Origin of the sequence: Actinopolymorpha sp. B11F2 (assembly GCF_040195635.1) — a bacterium.
Classification (GTDB): domain Bacteria; phylum Actinomycetota; class Actinomycetes; order Propionibacteriales; family Actinopolymorphaceae; genus Thermasporomyces.
This window is the reverse complement of the sequence record NZ_JBEFTX010000001.1, coordinates 632,612-649,321: the sequence shown is the minus strand read 5'-3', so window position 1 is coordinate 649,321 and position 16,710 is coordinate 632,612. Positions and strand designations below refer to the sequence as shown.

The window sequence follows — 16,710 nt, the reverse complement described above, 5'->3', positions numbered from 1 at the left end:
AGACCTACGACCTGCGGCCGGTCCGCCAGCGGGTCAGAGACGGGTAGCGTGGCAGCCGTGTCCACGCCTGTGCCGCCGGAATGCTGCGACGACCTCGACGCGCTGTCCCGCGCGCTCCTCGCCGTCACCGGGCAGACGGCGACGCACGAGGTCCTGCAGATGATCGTCGAGTCGGCGCGCACCCTCGTCGGGGCGGAGTACGCGGCACTTGGGCTTCCCGACGGGCAGGGCCGGTTCGCCGAGTTCTACACGTCCGGCGTGAGCAGCGAGCAGTGGGCGGCGATCGGCCCGGTACCGCGGGCACACGGCCTGCTCGGCGTCCTGATGCACGACGCCCACCCCTACCGCGTCGTCGACGTCCAGACCGACGGCCGCTTCTCCGGGTGGCCCGGCGCACATCCCGACATGCGCGGATTTCTCGGCGTACCCATCGTCGACCGAGGAGACATTCTCGGCGCGGTCTACGTCGCCAACGGCCCGGATGCGCCCGAGTTCACCGCGGACGACGAACGCCTGCTGACGATCCTCGCCGCGCACGCGGCGATCGCGCTCACCCGGGCGCGGATGTTCGAACGCAACCGGGAGCTGACGCTGGTGGAGGAGCGGTCCCGGATCGCCCAGGACCTCCACGACGCGGTGGCGCAGAAACTGTTCAGTCTCCGCCTGACCGTGGGTGCGGCCGAGGCCCTTGCGCTGAAGGGGGATCTCGACCGCTCCCGGGTGGAGTTCGCCAGAGTGAAGGAGCTGGCGGGTTCCGCGCTCGACGAGCTGCGGGCCGTCGTCACAGAGCTCCGCCCGCCGGCGGTCCGCGAGGACGGTCTCGTGCCGGCCCTGCGCAAGCACATCGCCGTAATCGGCAGGGCGCATCCAGTCGAGATCGGCTTCACCTCCGACTGCGACGGCCGCTGCCAGCTGCCGGAGCAGGTGGAGGACGTCGTGTTCCGGGTGACGCAGGAGGCGCTGCACAACGCCTTGCGGCACGCCGAGCCCAGCGCCGTGACGATCGATCTGCGGACCCCCGAGACCGGCGTCGTCCTGACCGTCGCCGATGACGGCAAGGGATTCGTCGACGACCCCGCGCGGCAGGGCGGGCATCACCTGGGCCTCGCGTCGATGCGGGAGCGGGCGCGGCGGGCGGGTGGGAGGCTCCGGGTCGAGTCGCGGCTCGGGGCGGGGACGACCGTGACCCTCGAGGTGGCCCGTGAGTGAACCCGTGAGTGAGCCCGTGAGTGAGCCCGTGGGTGAGCCGATGAGTGAGCCCTTGAGGGGGCCCGACGCCGAGCCTGTGGCCGACGGCGTGGGTACGCGTTCGGACACCGTCGCAGGGCCGATCAGGGTCCTCGTCGTCGACGATCACCAGGTCGTCCGGCACGGCCTGCGGACGTTCCTCGACATCCTCGACGACATCGAGGTCGTGGGAGAGGCGGCCGACGGTCAGGAAGCGGTCGAACAGGCTGAGGCGCTCGCGCCCGACGTGATGCTGCTCGACCTGCAGCTCCCGTCGGTCGACGGTGTGGAGGCCTTGCGGATGCTGCGCGACCGGGGGAACCCGGCCCGGGTTCTCGTGCTCACGTCGTTCACGGAACCGGCCAAGGTTGTGCCGGCGCTGCGGGCGGGTGCGGCGGGCTACCTGTTCAAGGACGTCGATCCCGACGCGCTGGCGCAGGCGATCCGCGCGGTGCACGCCGGACAGGTGCTGCTCGAACCCGAGGTCGCCGCGGCTCTGCTCCGAGGTGACGCGGGCGACGAACGCGCCGGCGCCCTCACCGACCGCGAACGCGAAGTGCTCGCCGAGATCGCCCGTGGCAGGTCCAACCGCGAGATCGCCCGCGCCCTCGTCCTGTCGGAGAAGACCGTGAAGACCCACGTGTCGTCGATCCTCGCCAAGCTCGGCCTCGCCGACCGCACCCAGGCCGCCCTCTACGCCGTTCGTTCCGGCCTCGTCTAAGTTGGCGTTCCATGGACCGCTCTGAAATCCGGGCGTTCGTCGATCGGTGGGTCGAGGACTGGAACGCCCACAACCTCGACGCCGTCCTCGAGCACTTCGCCGACCACGTGGTCTTCACCTCGCCCAACGCCGCGGAGTGGATACCCACCACGGGTGGTGTCATCCGCGGCAAAGCGGCGTTGCGCGAATACTGGTCTGTCGGTCTGCGAGCCCAGCCGGACCTCCATTTCGAGGTGATCGCCAGCTACGCCGGGGTCAACACGCTGGTGATCAACTTCCGGAACCAGCACGGTCGCGTGGCCAACGAGGTCCTCACCTTCGACGGTCCGCTGGTCGTCGAGGGCCACGCCACTCACCTCGACGGCTGAGCCTGGAGCGCACGGTCGCTGGTCGCGTGGCCTCAGCGGTCAGGCGACCCTCGACGCCAGCCGTTCACCGGTGACTCCTAGGCTGGGGGACCGGCGGCCAGGGTGTCGCCGTATCGACCACAGGACCTGAGGATGAAGACGTTCGACGAGCTGTACGCCGAGCTGGCGGCGAAGGCGGTGGCCCGCCCCGAGGGATCGGGCACCGTCGCCGCCCTCGACGCCGGCGTCCACGCGATCGGCAAGAAGCTCGTCGAGGAGGCGGCCGAGGCGTGGATGGCGGCTGAGCACGAAGGCCGGGAGCGGGCCGCTGAGGAGATCTCACAGCTGCTCTACCACGCCCAGGTGCTCATGATCGCCTGTGATCTCGACCTCGACGACGTCTACGCCCATCTCTAGGGTGAGCCGGCCGCGACAGGTTGGCTCGCCCTCGCCGACGCGTCCGTTCGTTCCTACCCCAGGCACCTGAGGAAGAGAGCCAGACCATGCTGCGTGTCGCCGTTCCCAACAAGGGATCGAGAATCGCCGAACCCGCCGCGGAGATGCTGCGCGAGGCGGGTTACCGCCAGCGCGGGGATTCCCGCGAGCTGGTGCTCACCGATGCCGAGAACGGCATCGAGTTCTACTACCTGCGTCCCAGTGACATCCCCGTCTTCGTCGGACAGGGCACCCTCGACATCGGCATCACCGGGCGTGACTATCTGCTCGATTCCGGCGCACCGGGCGAAGAAGTCCTACAGCTGGGCTTCGCCCGTTCGACGGTCCGGCTCGCCGCCCGACCTGGAACGGCGTCCTCGATCGAGGATCTCGAAGGGCTCCGGGTCGCCACGTCACTGACCGGACTGATGCGGAACTTCCTCGCCGAGCGCGGTGTGACCGCCAAGGTGATCAAACTGGAGGGCGCGGTAGAGACGGCCATCAGCCTCGGCGTAGCCGACGTCATCGCCGATGTCGTCGAGACCGGAAGCACGTTGCGCAACGCCGGCCTCGAGGTCTTCGGCGAGCCGATCCTCACGTCCGAAGCCATTCTCGTGAAGCGGGACGGAGTGGCCGACCCGAGCGAGCTCGAGCTGCTCATCCGCCGGCTTCAGGGAGTTCTGGTCGCCCGCGACTACGTCCTGATGGACTACGACCTCGAGGCCGACGCCATGGAGCGGGCCGTCGCGATCGCACCCGGTCTGGAGGGGCCAACGGTCTCACCGCTTCATCGAGCGGGCTGGGTCGCCGTGCGGGTGCTCGTGCCGCGCGTCGAGGCCCAGCGGCTGATGGACGAGCTGTGGGAGATCGGCGCCCGCGCCATTCTCGTCACCGACCTGCACGCCTGCCGGCTGTGAGATGCGGCCACCACGATGACCTCCACGCCACCAGGGCGTCCCGACGGGCCGAGTACGCCGGTGCCCCACAGCCTTCCCGCACTGCCACACACGTGGCGCCCCCGCTTCGTACCCGTGGTGGCCGCTGCGATGGGGGTTGTCCTTGTCGCCGCCGCTCTGGGCATGTGGGTCGGGTTGCCGACGGCGGCCCGGGCGCAGATCAACATCCTGCAGTCCCTCACCCTCGGCCTGGTTCTGCTCGCCCTCCTCGCGGGGTTGTACCGGCTGGCCCGGCTGAAGGTGCGCGCCGACGAGGCCGGCCTCACGATCGTCAACGTCCTGCGCACTCGCCAGTTGGAGTGGGCGCAGGTCCTGTCGGTCAACCTCCGTTCGGGCGATCCGTGGGTGCAGTTGGACGTCGACGACGGTACGACGGTGCAGGCGATGGCGATCCAGTCCGCCGACGGTCAGCACGGGCGGACGGCGGCGCGCGAGCTGTCCCGTATGGTCGCCCAGCACACCCGAACGCAGCGGAACGACTGACGCCCTTGGAGATCGAACACGTGTTCGATATCCTGTGGTGGAGGGCAGCGGGAGGCGGGAGCGGTGAGAGAGCGATTCGTCGTACGCGAGACCGACTACGGCCATGGCATCTGGGATCTGCTGCTCGACGACTGGTGGATTCCTCGGCTCGACATGGCACGTCGCGATGCGGAGCTGATCGTCGAGGAGCTCAACCAGGGGTCCTGACTGGCGCGTCCCTTGTCGACGTGACGTTGGTCGGCTGGATCCGGTCATGACGAAGCGTCGCGCCGTCGCCGTGGCGGTGCTCCCTTCGGTTTTCGCGTTCGTGGTCTACCTGTGGGCGCTGGGTGTTCCCGCGCTCTGGCTCGACGAGGCGGCAACGGCGAGTGAGGTCGGGCGGTCCCTCGGCGGTCTGCTCGGATTCCTCGCACACCGCGACGCCGGTCTCGGCGCCTACTACCTCGCCATGTCGGCCTGGACCTCGGTGGGCGACGCGGAGTGGTGGCTACGTCTTCCGTCCGCCGCGGCCATGGCGGTCGCGGCAGGTGTGATCGCCGACCTGGCACGCCGCTGGTGGGGGGTGTCGAGCGGGATCACTGCCGGTGTGCTGACGGCTTTGTCGCCGATGGCGTCGCGGTACGCCCAGGAGGCGCGCCCCTACGCCCTCGTCGTGGCCGTCGGCGTCCTGTCCGTCTGGCTGCTGCTCCGGGCAGTACGGACGGATCGGTGGCGCTGGTGGGCGGTCTACGCCGCCGCGCTGACGCTGCACGCTGGTCGGCGTACGACGGAACCCGCTCACCGCGCCGCTGCTGGTGTGGGTAGTCGCTCCGCCCCTGCTGCTGTTCGGCGTCGGAGCCATCACACCGGCGTTCCTTCCGCGGTACCTGCTCACCTCGGCGCCCGCGCTCGTCCTTCTCGCCGCGGCCGGGCTGCGGCACCGGACGGCCTGGACGGTCGCGGTCGTGGGCGCTGTGGCTGCAGCGGTGGCATGGGCTCCCCTGGCGAGGATGCGTGCGCCCGACGGTCATGGACCGGACCTGCGCGCGGCCGCACGAGTCGTTGCGGCCGACTGCCGTACCGGCGATGCGGCGTACGAAACCCTCACGACCGTTCACACTCTTCCGTACTACCTGCGAGGCTCCGATTGCGACCCACCTGGGTCGCCGGTGGTCTGCCGCCAGGCGTTCGCCGGGTGTGGATCGTCGTGCCGCGGTGGCAAGGGGGCAAACCGTCAGGTGTGACCGGACTCCGGCACGTACGCACGACTTCGGTGGCCGGCGCGCGCGTCATGCTCTGGGAGCGGCCGCGCCGGTGACGTCCCGGCTCTGGCGTGGCAGGCGATGCGACGACGCTCAGACGGTGGTCAGGATCTCCGCGCCCGTGGGCGTGACGAGCAGCGTGTGCTCGAACTGCGCCGACCACCGGCGATCCTTGGTGAGCACGGTCCAGCCGTCCTCCCACATGTCCCATTCGTGCGTGCCGAGGGTGAGCATCGGCTCGATCGTGAACGTCATGCCGGCCTCGATCGTGGTGTCGAAGCGTGGCTCGTCGTAGTGCGGAATGATCAGTCCCGAGTGGAACGCCGTGCCGATGCCGTGGCCGGTGAACTCCTGTACGACCCCGTAGCCGAACCGCTTGGCATAGGACTCGATCACCCGTCCAATGACGTTGACCTGGCGGCCGGGTGCGACGGCCTTGATTCCTCGCATCATGGCCTCATGGGTGCGTGAGACCAACTGGCGTACGTCTTCTGCGACGTCGCCGACGAGAAAGGTGGCATTGGTGTCGCCGTGCACGCCGCCAATGAACGCGGTGATGTCGATATTGACGATGTCGCCGTCTTCGAGTTGGCGCGCGTCAGGAATGCCGTGGCAGATGACCTCATTGACCGAGGTGCAGAGCGACTTAGGGAATCCCTGATAACCGAGCGTCGAGGGATAGGCGCCAGCGTCACACAGAAACTCGTGGCCCACCTGGTCGAGTTCATCGGTGGTGACGCCCGGGGCGACCTGCTTCCCGACCTCCTGGAGCGCCTGTGCCGCGATCCGCCCGGCGACCCGCATCCGCTCTACGGTGTCGGCGTCCTTGACCTCCGAGCCGGTGAACCGGCGTGGCGTGGCCTTGTCGACGTACTCAGGTCTGCCGATGTCCTGGGGGACCTTGCGGCGCGGGGAGATCTCGGCGGGAACCAGTGGGGCCATGGTTCCGGGAGTCTACGACGCCCGTCGGGAGGTTCTGTCACCATGTCCGCCGGGTGCGAACGACGCTGCGGAGTTGCCGGAGCCGCTTCGCTGGGGGAAGCTTCCCCCATGAGCGTGGAACCTGCCGAGTGGTATTTCTGTCTCCGGCACCACCGGGTCGAGCCTCGGGAAGGATGCCGCGCCGCTGATCGGCTCGGTCCCTACCCCAGCGAGGCGGAGGCGCAGGAGGCCCTGGCCAAGGTGGCCGAGCGCAACGAGCAGTGGGACACCGACCCACGCTGGAACGACGACGTCGACGACGAGCGCTGATCGGGCCCATCCGTCTCCCGTCGCAACGAGTGCTGGCTCGGCTGTGACGGGGTCTGGGTGGCGGCATCAGGTTGTTGGCCGTGACTGGAGTCGGCTGTGGGGACGGCGCACTCTGCGCACGTCCCCACAGTTGACACTGCTTTTTCGTTTTCGATCGATCTACCCGGTTTGGATCATCCCGCGGACTGGCGGCGCGGCGCACGGCTGCCCGTCCGGGCGGTCGCTGTCTGCGTGGCGCTCGGTGTGGTCGCTGCTCGCGTCATCCTGCGTCCGGCCATCTTCCGGGTCCCGGCGGTCCTCCTCGTGGTGGTCCGCTTCATGCCGGCCCGCTTCCGAATGGCCTTCTTGGCCGGTGCGCGCTTCTTGGCGGCCTTGCGCGCCGGCGCCCGCTTTGTCGCGGTCTTCTTGGCCGTACGCTTGGCCGTCGTGCGCCGGCCGGTAGCCCGCTTGGCGGCGCCGCGCTTCGCGGTGGCCCGCTTGGCGGTGGCCCGCTTGGCGGTGGCCCGCTTGGCGGTTGTCCGCTTGGCGGCGCCGCGCTTCGCGGTGGCCTTCTTGGCCGTGGCGCGCTTCGCGGTTGTCCGCTTCGCGGTGGCCCGCTTGGCCGTGCCCCGCTTCGCGGCTGTCCGCTTCGCGGTTGTCCGCTTGGCGGTGGCCCGCTTGGCGGGAGTGCGCTTCGCTGTGGCCCGCTTGGCGGTGGCCCGCTTGGCCGGGGTCCGCTTGGCGGTTGTCCGCTTGGCCGTGGCCCGCTTGGCGGGAGTGCGCTTCGCGGTGGTCCGCTTCGCGGTGGTGCGCTTGGCGGTAGTGCGCTTCGCCGTCGTCCGCCGAGTCGTTGTCTTGCGACCCACGCGCTTCGCTGTGCTCCCGGTGGCCTTCCTTGCCGCAGCCACCGACTGCTTCCGTACGGTCTTTGCCGCCGACTTTCCTGCCGCTGTGGCCCGGGTAGCTATCTTCCCCGTCTTCCTGGCCGCGGCCGTTCTCGTGTTTGCGGTCTTGGTCGCCGCTGTTCTTGCTGTGGGCACCGCACTGCCTCCCTTGCAGGGGCCTCCGGCCTTCAACCGGACCGTTGCTGCCAACTTGGCCAGGACATTCACTCCGGCCGTCTCAGTGGATCTTGCGCATTAACGGCTCCCGTAAACCACGAACGGCGGGGGAATTTATTGATCTGTGCGAGAACCGCTCAGAAATGCGGTCGAGTTCCATGCATCGTGATTTCGCAAACCCAGAGTTGATGGGAAGCATTGGCGTCCAAACACCGAATATGTAAAGCAGATAGGCGCTCGCCGAAGTCGTCCTCCCGCAGACGTTATGCGCCCGGGCCCACGATGGTGTCGAGAAGGCGACCGAGTCGTGCGCGCAAGGTGCGGCGTCGACCGGGCGTCGGTTCGGTGGCCGCGATGCTCAGCAGGTGTTGTGCACTGTCGAAGGACACGGCCGGCAGGGCATCTGTGTCGACTGCGAGAACATCGTGCGCGAGGGCGGCGAGTTCTGGCTGACCTGTGTCGAGGGCGAAGATGTTCGCGCCCTTGCGGCGTACGTCATCGACGCGTTCGAGCAGTGGTACCGGCACCGACGCAGCGACGACGAGAAGCGACTCGCCTCGGCGTGCGTCGCGCAAGCGGTCCAGCCCGACGGCGAGATGTGCCGGCGCGCCCTGGGGCGGGTTCCATCGCACCAGGGTGGGCGCGATCTCAGGGAGGGCGGCATACCGCGACTCGTCGTCGAGGTGTGCGGTGAGGTGCCAGGGTTCGTCCTCTGGTGGGCCGAAGAGCAAGAGCCCGCCGGGGGACTTCGTGGTGGTCCGAAGTGCGCGTCCGAACTCGGCCGTGCGTTCGAGCCAACCGCTCCCGTCGAGAAGGTCGCGGAGTGCTCGTGCCTGCTGGAGATCCATCGCACTCCACCGTGCCACATGGGCCCCGCGAGGGGGACGGTTTGGTGCCGACTGGTTTGCTGGACTCGTACGGCGGGCGTCGTGCGGAGAGGAGCAACCAGTGAGGTACGGCTACAAGGCATCGGCCGAGCAGTTCGGCACCCGCGAACTACTCGACTACGCACTACTCGCCGAGCGGCTCGGCTTCGACATCGTGGCGGTGTCGGACCACTTCCAACCGTGGCGACACACCACCGGCCACGCGCCCCTTGTCTTCAGCTGGCTCGGTGCACTGGCGTACGCATCGGAGCGGATCACGATGGGCACGAGTGTGCTCACGCCGATCCTTCGCTACCACCCGTCCGTGGTGGCGCAGGGCTTCGCCACCATCGACCAGTTCGCACCCGGCCGGGTCTTCCTCGGCGTCGGTACCGGCGAGGCGATGAACGAGGTACCGGCCACGGGCGCGGCGTGGCCTGGCGGCAAGGAGCGGCGGGCGAGGTTGCGGGAGGCCGTCACCTTGATTCGTACCCTCTGGACGCAGGAACGCGTGGACTTCGCCGGCGACTACTACACGACCTCCAAGGCGACCATCTACGAACGTCCGGACGTCCCGCTGCCCATCTACGTCGCGGCGTCCGGACCGCTCGCCGGCCGGCTGGCGGGGCGGATCGGCGATGGTGTCATCCAGACCAGTGGCAAGTCACCGGAGCTCTACGAGACGGTGCTCGGCAAGGTGCGCGAAGGTGCGGAGGCGGCCGGACACGATCCAGCGAAGCTCCCGAACCAGATCGAGATCAAGGTGTCCTACGACGCCGACCGCCGGGTCGCCGAAGAGGCCTGTGCGTGGTGGGCGGCGCTCGGACTGACGCCGGAGCAGAAGCAGGGCGTCGAGGACCCGGTGGAGATGGAACGCCTGGCCGATGCCGACCCGCTGATCGCCACGAAGCGGTTCATCGTCTCCGACGACCCTGACGAGGTGGTGGACAAGATCGCGCCGTATGTCGAGCTCGGCTTCAGCGAACTCGTCTTCCACGGCCCGGGCAACGACCAGGCGCGCTTCCTGGAGGGTTTCTCCCGCGACGTCCTGCCGCGCCTGCGGTCCCGATGGGGCTGAAGCCCGGGGAGTAGTCACGACGAGTATCTGACGGGCACCATGGGTGCATGAAGTCACTGGTCCGGTTGGCTGGCTGGGTCGGCATCGTCCTGTTGTTCCCGGTGCTCTACCTCTACGCCGTGAGCGGGCTCGTTGCCCCTGTCTGGGCAGTGGTCGTGCTCCTTGCCTGCTGGCTCGTGCTCGGGCTCTGTGCCGTGCGGTGGGTTCGGCGGCGGCCGCTGGTGGTGCTGGCGCTGCCCTTCGTCGGGGTGGCGTTCTGGTTGGCCGTGGTCTCGCTCGGTGAGATCCTCCTCGGGTGGACGGCCTGACGGGTTCACCGGTCGCCGTACTGGTTGACACAGTGGACTTGGTGACGCCGGGGGTGGCGCCCGCCACCGCGATGAGTCGCGCCATCGCCTCCGTCCTCACCGGGGGATGAGGCGGCAGCGGACCGGGCCGGTCGCTCGGAGAGTGATCCCCGCGGTGAGGGGCACCTCGGTGTCGATCGCGGTGAGTTCGTACGCCTGGAGCACGAGGGCGAGGGCCAGCACCGACTCCAGCATCGAGAAGTGCTGACCGATGCAAGCTCGGGGTCCGCCGCCGAACGGGAACCAGGCGTAGCGCGGACGTGCCGCCTCCGCCTCCGGCGTGAACCGGTCGGGGTCGAAGACCTCGGGCTCTTCCCAGTACGCCGGATGCCGGTGGGTGACCCATGGACTGACGAAGACGTGCCCGCCCGCGGGGATCGCGAAGCCACCGATCTCGGTCTCGGTGACCGCCAGACGACCCGTCGCCGGTGCCGCGGGATAGAGGCGCATCGCCTCCTTCAGTACCTGCGTTGTGTAGGGGAGCGCGTCGAGGTCCCTGGCCTCGGGAACTCGGCCACCGAGCAGCCGGTCGACCTCCTCCCGGGCCCGGGCCTGCTCGTCCGGATGACGGGCCAGCAGGTGTAGCGCGAAACCCAGCGACGTCGCGGTGGTCTCGTGCCCGGCCAGAAGGAAGATGAGGACCTGGTCGCGGATCTCACTCGCCGCGAGGCTGTCGCCGTCCTCGTCGGTGGCGCGCGCCAGCAGCGAGAGCAGGTCAGTACCGTCGGCGCCCTCGGAGTTTCCCTTGCCGGTGCTGGCCGTACCCGCGCCGCGGCGCTCATCGATGATGCGGTCACAGACGCCGTACAGCTCGCGTAGGGCCGCCGCCGCGCGGCGGTTCGACGAAGTGGGCCACTGCCGTGGGATGTGGATCGGTGAGAGACCGCGACGTCGGGTGTATTCGCCGATCACCGGGAAGGATCGACGAACGGTCTCGATGGCGTCGTCGACGTCGGCGCCGAAGAGGATGCGCGCCACGACCCGGAGCGTGAGCCGGGTGGACTCCTCGATCACGTCGACCACCTGGCCGGTGGCGCCCCGCCAGGCCTCGACTGCCGCGCCGACCTCCTCGCACATGGCAGCTGCGTACAGGTCGACCCGGCGCCGCGTGAACAGCGGCTGGATGAGCCGGCGTTGGCGTGCGTAGTCGGTGTCCTGGCTGGTCAGCAGGCCGTTGCCGAACGACTCGCGCACCTCGACGTAGAACCTGTTGTCCTTGCGGAACAGGGCCGCATCCGAGAGAACCTGTCGCGCACCGTCGGCGGAGAACACGCCGTGGACCACCAACCGAAGGCCGGGCGGGCCGACGACGAAGCGCACCACGTCGCCGCACTCCTGAAAGGCGCGCAGGTACGTGCCCAGGCAGTCACGCCGAAGATCGAGCATCGACCCGACCAGAGGTCGGCCGGTGGGCGTCGGTGCGGTGGTGAGAGTCATGGCTCCTCCAACGGCGGGCAGTGGCTGCTCGAATCAGTCTCGGGTGTGGAGGGACTCCGGCGCCCCGCTCAACACGCTCCTACGCGCTGGGCGGCGCTGGTCACCGGCCGGCCCCTGCACACCCGGTCGTGCCGTACGCATGGCGCCGGCGCTCGCCACGACGACCATCCCCACCGCGGCGAGCTGCCACGGCGTGAGCCGCTGGTCGAGAATCAGGAAGCCCGCGACGGTCGCGACGGCGGGCTCGAGGCTCATCAGCACGCCGAAGGTCCGCGGTGAGAGCCTGCGCAAGGCCGTGAGCTCGAGGGTGTAGGGCACCGCGGTGCACAGCAGGGCGACGCAGGCGCCCAGGAGGAGGGTGGGCGGGGCGAGGAGAGCGGGACCGGTGGTCACCGCCGCGAGGGGAAGGATGGCGATGCTGGCGACGACGAGTGCGAACGCCAGACCGTCGGCGCCGCGGAACCGTCTGCCGGTCTCGGCGCCCAGCAGGATGTACGCCGCCCAGCACACCCCGGCGCCCAGGCCGAACGCGGCTCCCACCGCGTTCAGCTCCTCCAGCCCGCCCTCGCTCAGGAGTACGACGCCGATTCCGGCGAGTCCGACCCAGAGGAAGTCGCGTAGCCGCCGGGACATCACGACGGCAAGCCCGAGTGGACCCAGGAACTCCAACGTCACCGCGGCGCCGAGGGGCAGGCGGGCCGCGGCTTCGTAGAAACAGACGTTCATCGCCGCGAGGACCAGTCCGAGGCCGACGCCGACCGCCAGATCCCGTCGAGTGCGGCCGGACAGGCGGGGACGCACGAGCCCTACGACGAGTACCGCCGCCAGCAACATCCGTAGCGTGACCGCACCGACCGCCCCCACCTGCATGATCAGGATGACGGCGAGCGCACCGCCGAACTGGACCGAGATGGTCGCCCCCAGCACCAGGGCGACCGCCTGTCCGTCACGACGCGGCCACTGAGCCGGAGGGCCGGTGTCGCCCACGCCGGAGGACCTCGACGTCATGCCTCCCGCGGGCCCTCACCGGGTGGTGCCGTGCGTTCCGGCGGAGCCGCGGTTTCCGTCACGCGACCAGGCTGCGTCGTCTCCCGCCAGCCGTCGGTGATCGGCAGTCGGCGGTCACGACCGAACGCCTTGAACGAGATCTTCGGGCCCGGCGGGTACTGCCGACGCTTGAACTCGGCGGCGTCGACCATCCGGATCACCTTCTCGACCAGTTCCGGCTCGAAGCCTGCCGTCACGAGGTCGGCCGCACTGGCGTCCTGCTCGACGTAGTCGTCCAGCATGTCGTCGAGAAGTTCGTACGGGGGAAGGGAGTCGGTGTCCCGCTGGCCTGGGCGTAGCTCCGCCGACGGCTCCTTGTTGATGCTGCTGGTCGGGATCGGCGGCGTCTCACCGATGTCCCGGGCGACCTGGTTGCGCCAACGGGCGAGCCGCCAGACCCACGTCTTCGGGACGTCCTTCAGGGGCGCGAAGGCGCCGACCGCGTCGCCGTACATCGTGGAGTAGCCGACCGCCAGCTCGCTCTTGTTTCCGGTCGCGATGACCAGGTGCCCTTCCTGGTTGGCGACTCCCATCCAGATCATGCCCCGGATCCGGGCCTGGAGATTCTCCTCCGCCACCCCGGTCAGCTCGACGTTGTCGAGGAACGCCGCGACTATCGGCTCGATCGGGATCTCGCGGTAGTCGAGCCCGGTGCGCTCGGCGAGGTCGGCGGCATCGTCCTTGGAATGATCGCTGGAGTACTTGCTGGGGTTGGAGATCCCGTGGACGTTCTCCGGGCGCAGAGCGTCGCAGGCGATCGTGGCGGCCAGGGCGGAGTCGATCCCGCCGGACAGGCCCAGCACGACGCTCTGGTAGCCGTTCTTGTGGACGTAGTCGCGCAGACCGGTGACGACCGCCGTGTAGATCTCGGCCTCCTCGTCGAGCCGCGGCGCGATGCCGGAACGGCTCGGCGGGTAACCCATGAGCGGGCTGTCGGAGATGACCGTACGGTCGATCCGGATGCCGGCGTACTCGTCGGCCCCCTGGGTCGTCGTCGCGAGGTCGAGGTCGACCGTGAGCAGCCCCTCGGTGAACTGCGGCGCCCTGGTCAGGACCGTGCCCGTCTCGTCGACCACGATCGAGTCCCCGTCGAAGACCAGCTCGTCCTGCCCACCGACCATGTTGACGTACGCGAGCGGGCACATGGCCTCGCGGGCGCGCCGGGTGACGAAGGTGAGCCGCTCGTCGTCCTTGGCCAGTTCGTACGGCGAGGCGTTGATCGTGAGCAGCAGTCCGGCACCAGCGGCACGGGCCGCGCGCACCGGACCGCCGTCCTGCCAGAGGTCCTCACAGATCGCGATCGCGACGTCGATGCCGTGCACCGTGACGACCTGGAGGCTCTCGCCGGGCACGAAGTAGCGGTACTCGTCGAAGACGCCGTAGTTGGGAAGGTGGTGCTTGATCGCCCGAGTGACGATCTTGCCGCCGTGGAGGACGGCGGCAGCGTTGTGCGGCGAGCCCTTGGGCCGCCCGATCTGGTCCGGCGATCCCGCGCCCTTGTCCAGATATCCGCAGACGACGACGAGCTGGCCGAGGCCGGCGGCGGCGAGCTTGGCGGCGAGATCCTCCATGGCGGCGCGGGAGGCATCCACGAACGACGAGCGGAGAGCAAGGTCCTCGACGGGGTAGCCGGTCAGAGCCATCTCGGGGAACGCGACGATGTGCGAACCCCGGTCGGCGGCATGCTGGGCCCACCGCAGGATGGCATCGGCGTTGCCGGCGATGTCACCTACCGTGACGTTCAGCTGTGCCAGTGCGAGGCGGATTTGTGCCACGCTCCGAGGGTAGTCGGTCGGCGTCTGCCGGCCGACTCTGCGCCCGTGGGCGTTCCCGATCCGGTCGCGCGTCGCGGAGACCGAGTGGGATCGACGCTGGACAAACCGGACGCCTCACCCTCACGAGCCTCCCCGTTCTGCCGGCAGTGATCAAGATGTGGCGTCGGCGGGGCCGGCCACGTGTGAGGCCCGGGCGGGCAATGCGCCGGTAACCCCGGAGTGATACTGATGGTCAGCGGACATACCGCTGCCCGACGCCAGTGAACGAGTCGCAGGGATGGATGAGCATGGACAAGCAGCAGGAATTCGTCCTCCGCACTCTCGAGGAACGCGACGTTCGGTTCGTCCGGCTGTGGTTCACCGACGTCCTCGGCTTCCTCAAGTCCGTGGCGGTCGCACCGGCCGAGCTCGAGGGCGCGTTCGCGGAGGGGATCGGCTTCGACGGTTCCGCGATCGAGGGCTTCGCCCGCGTCTACGAAGCTGACATGCTCGCCAAACCCGACCCGGCGACGTTCCAGATCCTGCCGTGGCGGGGGAGCTCGCCCAGCACGGCGCGGATGTTCTGCGACATCCTGATGCCGGACGGTTCACCGTCGTACGCCGATCCGCGCTACGTCCTCAAGCGGGCCCTCGGCAAGGCGGCCGATCTGGGCTTCACCTTCTACACCCACCCCGAGATCGAGTTCTTCCTCTTCAAGAACACGCCTGAGAAGGGCCGCCCCCCGGTGCCTGTCGACCGCAGCGGCTACTTCGACCACACCGCCCACGGGATGAGCCAGGACTTCCGGCGCGAAGCGATCACGATGCTGGAGGCGATGGGGATCTCGGTGGAGTTCAGCCACCACGAGGGCGCGCCCGGACAGCAGGAGATCGACCTGCGCTACGCCGACGCGCTGGCGACCGCCGACAACATCATGACGTTCCGCGTGGTGGTCAAGGAGGTCGCGCTCAGCCAGGGCCTGTACGCGTCGTTCATGCCCAAGCCGTTCTCGCAGTGGCCAGGATCGGGGATGCACACGCACATGTCGCTGTTCGAGGGCGACCGGAACGCCTTCTTCGAGTCAGGTGCTGAGTACCACCAGTCGAAGGTGGCCCGGTCGTTCATCGCGGGACTGCTCCGCCATGCCAGCGAGATCACCGCTGTCACCGACCAGTGGGTCAACTCGTACAAGCGGCTCTGGGGTGGCGGTGAGGCACCCGCGTACATCTGCTGGGGGCACAACAACCGCTCGGCGTTGGTGCGGGTTCCGATGTACAAGCCGGCGAAGGGGCAGTCGACGCGGATCGAGTTCCGTTCGCTCGACTCCGCGGCCAACCCCTATCTGGCGTACGCCGTGATCCTGGCGGCCGGGCTCAGGGGCGTCGAGCAGGGTTACGACCTGCCACCGGGGTCAGAGGATGACGTGTGGTCGCTCACCGAGGGCGAGCGTCGTGCGCTGGGGATCGACCCGCTGCCGCAGAGCCTCGACGAGGCGATCCGGGTGATGGAGAGTAGTGAACTCGTCGCTGAGACGTTGGGGGAGCACGTCTTCGACTTCTTCCTCCGCAACAAGCGGACGGAGTGGGAGGAGTACCGCCAGCAGGTCACGGCGTTCGAACGCGACCGGATGCTCCCAGTCCTCTAGCGTCAGGCCCGCAGGCGTCGCGTGGGAGAGTGCCCGCTGCGGCTTCGACCGCCCACGCCTTCCAGTCCGCGCGCGACCATCGCCGTTCGATGACGAGCATCCGCATGACGTCGACGCTCGAGAAGACGGAGAGCAGATCCACCGCGCGTTCGCGCCCGTTTCGACCAATTTTGAATGGCATCACATTCCTACGTGGCAGAATCGCACGTCCTGGACCAGGAAGGTCCTCCCGTGCCGGAGCCCTCGTTCAACCTCGTCGTCATCGTGGGGAGTACTCGGGAGGGACGGATCGGCCACCACCTCGCCCGGTGGTTCGTGTCGCAGGTCGAGCCGCGCGACGACATGGTCACCGACCTGATCGACCTGGCCGACGTCGAGTTCCCGTCGGTCTACCCTCAGTCGCTCGGCGAGGTGGAGAAGGCGTTCATCGCGCGGATCGCGGCCGCCGACGCCTATGTGGTGGTGACTCCGGAGTACAACCACGGGTATCCGGCCTCGTTGAAGCAGGCGATCGACTTCCCCTACCTCGAGTGGAGCGGCAAGCCCGTGGCGTTCGTGTCGTACGGCGGCATGAGCGGAGGGCTCCGCGCCGTCGAACAGTTGCGTCAGGTCTTCGCGGAGGTCAACGCCGCCACCGTGCGGGACTCCGTGAGCTTCCACAACGTCGAGGAACTGTTGGACCCCTCCGGCGAGCTGCGCGACCTCGCCGGGTGCAACGCGGCGGCCAAGGCCATGCTCGACCAGATCGTCTGGTGGACGTTGGCGCTGCGCGCTGGCAGAGCCGTCCGGCCGTTCCCCGCCTGATCCGGTGGACGTCAGGGCTTGCGTGCCACG

The 16,710-nt window shown here is 68.9% G+C and carries 19 protein-coding genes; 13 read left to right on the top strand and 6 right to left on the bottom strand.

All coding sequences use genetic code 11. The annotated features are described in order from the left end of the window. Positions 1 to 57: 57 nt before the first annotated feature. The 8 genes from ABN034_RS02950 (at position 58) to ABN034_RS02915 (ending at position 5,466) form a co-directional block, all read left to right on the top strand. Positions 58 to 1,209 (top strand): GAF domain-containing sensor histidine kinase, encoded by a 1,152-nt coding sequence (locus ABN034_RS02950; protein WP_349689399.1) that lies wholly within the window; start codon positions 58 to 60, stop codon positions 1,207 to 1,209. 40 nt (positions 1,210 to 1,249) lie between these two features. Beyond that, on the top strand, positions 1,250 to 1,948 hold the full coding sequence (locus tag ABN034_RS02945) for a response regulator (protein WP_349689398.1): 699 nt from the start codon (positions 1,250 to 1,252) through the stop codon (positions 1,946 to 1,948). Positions 1,949 to 1,959: 11 nt separating this feature from the next. Continuing rightward, complete coding sequence (locus ABN034_RS02940) at positions 1,960 to 2,316, top strand: YybH family protein (protein WP_349689397.1); 357 nt, start codon at positions 1,960 to 1,962, stop codon at positions 2,314 to 2,316. Positions 2,317 to 2,448: 132 nt separating this feature from the next. Further along, a complete protein-coding gene (locus tag ABN034_RS02935; RefSeq protein ID WP_349327783.1) occupies positions 2,449 to 2,712 on the top strand; it encodes a phosphoribosyl-ATP diphosphatase in 264 nt (87 codons plus the stop codon). 86 nt (positions 2,713 to 2,798) lie between these two features. After that, complete coding sequence (hisG, locus tag ABN034_RS02930; RefSeq protein WP_349689396.1) at positions 2,799 to 3,647, top strand: ATP phosphoribosyltransferase; 849 nt, start codon at positions 2,799 to 2,801, stop codon at positions 3,645 to 3,647. A gap of 15 nt (positions 3,648 to 3,662) precedes the next feature. Then, on the top strand, positions 3,663 to 4,169 hold the full coding sequence (locus tag ABN034_RS02925) for a PH domain-containing protein (RefSeq protein ID WP_349689395.1): 507 nt from the start codon (positions 3,663 to 3,665) through the stop codon (positions 4,167 to 4,169). A gap of 63 nt (positions 4,170 to 4,232) precedes the next feature. Further along, on the top strand, positions 4,233 to 4,376 hold the full coding sequence (locus ABN034_RS02920; protein WP_349327786.1) for a hypothetical protein: 144 nt from the start codon (positions 4,233 to 4,235) through the stop codon (positions 4,374 to 4,376). A 46-nt stretch (positions 4,377 to 4,422) separates the two neighbouring features. After that, a complete protein-coding gene (locus ABN034_RS02915; protein ID WP_349689394.1) occupies positions 4,423 to 5,466 on the top strand; it encodes a glycosyltransferase family 39 protein in 1,044 nt (347 codons plus the stop codon). A gap of 37 nt (positions 5,467 to 5,503) precedes the next feature. Here ABN034_RS02915 and map read toward each other — a convergent pair whose 3' ends face one another. Beyond that, positions 5,504 to 6,352: a type I methionyl aminopeptidase gene (gene map, locus ABN034_RS02910; protein ID WP_349689393.1), complete on the bottom strand. Its 849-nt coding sequence runs from the start codon at positions 6,350 to 6,352 to the stop codon at positions 5,504 to 5,506. Positions 6,353 to 6,460: 108 nt separating this feature from the next. Here map and ABN034_RS02905 point away from each other — a divergent pair, with 108 nt between their 5' ends. Beyond that, the gene (locus ABN034_RS02905) at positions 6,461 to 6,661 is read left to right on the top strand and encodes a hypothetical protein (RefSeq protein WP_349689392.1); all 201 of its coding nucleotides are present in this window, start codon (positions 6,461 to 6,463) and stop codon (positions 6,659 to 6,661) included. Between the two features lie 173 nt (positions 6,662 to 6,834). Here ABN034_RS02905 and ABN034_RS02900 read toward each other — a convergent pair whose 3' ends face one another. Beyond that, complete coding sequence (locus tag ABN034_RS02900; protein ID WP_349689391.1) at positions 6,835 to 7,506, bottom strand: histone H1-like repetitive region-containing protein; 672 nt, start codon at positions 7,504 to 7,506, stop codon at positions 6,835 to 6,837. Positions 7,507 to 7,964: 458 nt separating this feature from the next. Further along, positions 7,965 to 8,549, bottom strand: coding sequence for a hypothetical protein (locus ABN034_RS02895; protein ID WP_349689390.1), 585 nt, complete (start codon positions 8,547 to 8,549; stop codon positions 7,965 to 7,967). A 100-nt stretch (positions 8,550 to 8,649) separates the two neighbouring features. Between ABN034_RS02895 and ABN034_RS02890 the strand changes: the two genes are divergently transcribed. Both ABN034_RS02890 and ABN034_RS02885 read left to right on the top strand, forming a co-directional pair. After that, entirely contained in the window at positions 8,650 to 9,645 is a 996-nt protein-coding gene (locus ABN034_RS02890; RefSeq protein WP_349689389.1) for a TIGR03557 family F420-dependent LLM class oxidoreductase, read from the top strand. Positions 9,646 to 9,692: 47 nt separating this feature from the next. Beyond that, positions 9,693 to 9,953, top strand: a complete 261-nt coding sequence (locus ABN034_RS02885) for a hypothetical protein (RefSeq protein ID WP_349689388.1) — start codon at positions 9,693 to 9,695, stop codon at positions 9,951 to 9,953. 96 nt (positions 9,954 to 10,049) lie between these two features. Here the strand turns inward: ABN034_RS02885 and ABN034_RS02880 are convergent, their stop codons facing one another. From ABN034_RS02880 to ABN034_RS02870, 3 genes are read right to left on the bottom strand one after another with little or no spacing between them, the layout of a single operon-like run. Continuing rightward, a complete protein-coding gene (locus ABN034_RS02880; protein WP_349689387.1) occupies positions 10,050 to 11,429 on the bottom strand; it encodes a cytochrome P450 in 1,380 nt (459 codons plus the stop codon). A gap of 33 nt (positions 11,430 to 11,462) precedes the next feature. Further along, on the bottom strand, positions 11,463 to 12,437 hold the full coding sequence (locus ABN034_RS02875; RefSeq protein WP_349689386.1) for an EamA family transporter: 975 nt from the start codon (positions 12,435 to 12,437) through the stop codon (positions 11,463 to 11,465). Continuing rightward, the gene (locus ABN034_RS02870) at positions 12,434 to 14,251 is read right to left on the bottom strand and encodes an NAD+ synthase (RefSeq protein WP_349689385.1); all 1,818 of its coding nucleotides are present in this window, start codon (positions 14,249 to 14,251) and stop codon (positions 12,434 to 12,436) included. Before ABN034_RS02870 ends, ABN034_RS02875 begins: the two co-directional genes overlap by 4 nt. Positions 14,252 to 14,538: 287 nt before the next feature. On the opposite strand from ABN034_RS02870, the gene ABN034_RS02865 reads away from it, so the two are divergent. Both ABN034_RS02865 and ABN034_RS02860 read left to right on the top strand, forming a co-directional pair. Continuing rightward, positions 14,539 to 15,876: a glutamine synthetase family protein gene (locus tag ABN034_RS02865; protein WP_349689384.1), complete on the top strand. Its 1,338-nt coding sequence runs from the start codon at positions 14,539 to 14,541 to the stop codon at positions 15,874 to 15,876. Between the two features lie 231 nt (positions 15,877 to 16,107). Then, positions 16,108 to 16,680 (top strand): NADPH-dependent FMN reductase, encoded by a 573-nt coding sequence (locus ABN034_RS02860; protein WP_349689383.1) that lies wholly within the window; start codon positions 16,108 to 16,110, stop codon positions 16,678 to 16,680. The last annotated feature ends 30 nt before the right edge of the window (positions 16,681 to 16,710 follow it).

What these genes read in the sequence shown, in the direction of transcription:
- ABN034_RS02905 (WP_349689392.1), top strand. Translation starts at nt 6,461, where the DNA reads ATGAGCGTGGAACCTGCCGAGTGGTATTTCTGTCTCCGGCACCACCGG.
- ABN034_RS02895 (WP_349689390.1), bottom strand. Translation starts at nt 8,549, where the DNA reads ATGGATCTCCAGCAGGCACGAGCACTCCGCGACCTTCTCGACGGGAGC.
- ABN034_RS02925 (WP_349689395.1), top strand. Translation starts at nt 3,663, where the DNA reads ATGACCTCCACGCCACCAGGGCGTCCCGACGGGCCGAGTACGCCGGTG.
- ABN034_RS02945 (WP_349689398.1), top strand. Translation starts at nt 1,250, where the DNA reads ATGAGTGAGCCCTTGAGGGGGCCCGACGCCGAGCCTGTGGCCGACGGC.
- ABN034_RS02875 (WP_349689386.1), bottom strand. Translation starts at nt 12,437, where the DNA reads ATGACGTCGAGGTCCTCCGGCGTGGGCGACACCGGCCCTCCGGCTCAG.
- hisG (WP_349689396.1), top strand. Translation starts at nt 2,799, where the DNA reads ATGCTGCGTGTCGCCGTTCCCAACAAGGGATCGAGAATCGCCGAACCC.
- ABN034_RS02880 (WP_349689387.1), bottom strand. Translation starts at nt 11,429, where the DNA reads ATGACTCTCACCACCGCACCGACGCCCACCGGCCGACCTCTGGTCGGG.
- map (WP_349689393.1), bottom strand. Translation starts at nt 6,352, where the DNA reads ATGGCCCCACTGGTTCCCGCCGAGATCTCCCCGCGCCGCAAGGTCCCC.
- ABN034_RS02885 (WP_349689388.1), top strand. Translation starts at nt 9,693, where the DNA reads ATGAAGTCACTGGTCCGGTTGGCTGGCTGGGTCGGCATCGTCCTGTTG.
- ABN034_RS02915 (WP_349689394.1), top strand. Translation starts at nt 4,423, where the DNA reads ATGACGAAGCGTCGCGCCGTCGCCGTGGCGGTGCTCCCTTCGGTTTTC.
- ABN034_RS02865 (WP_349689384.1), top strand. Translation starts at nt 14,539, where the DNA reads ATGGACAAGCAGCAGGAATTCGTCCTCCGCACTCTCGAGGAACGCGAC.
- ABN034_RS02935 (WP_349327783.1), top strand. Translation starts at nt 2,449, where the DNA reads ATGAAGACGTTCGACGAGCTGTACGCCGAGCTGGCGGCGAAGGCGGTG.
- ABN034_RS02940 (WP_349689397.1), top strand. Translation starts at nt 1,960, where the DNA reads ATGGACCGCTCTGAAATCCGGGCGTTCGTCGATCGGTGGGTCGAGGAC.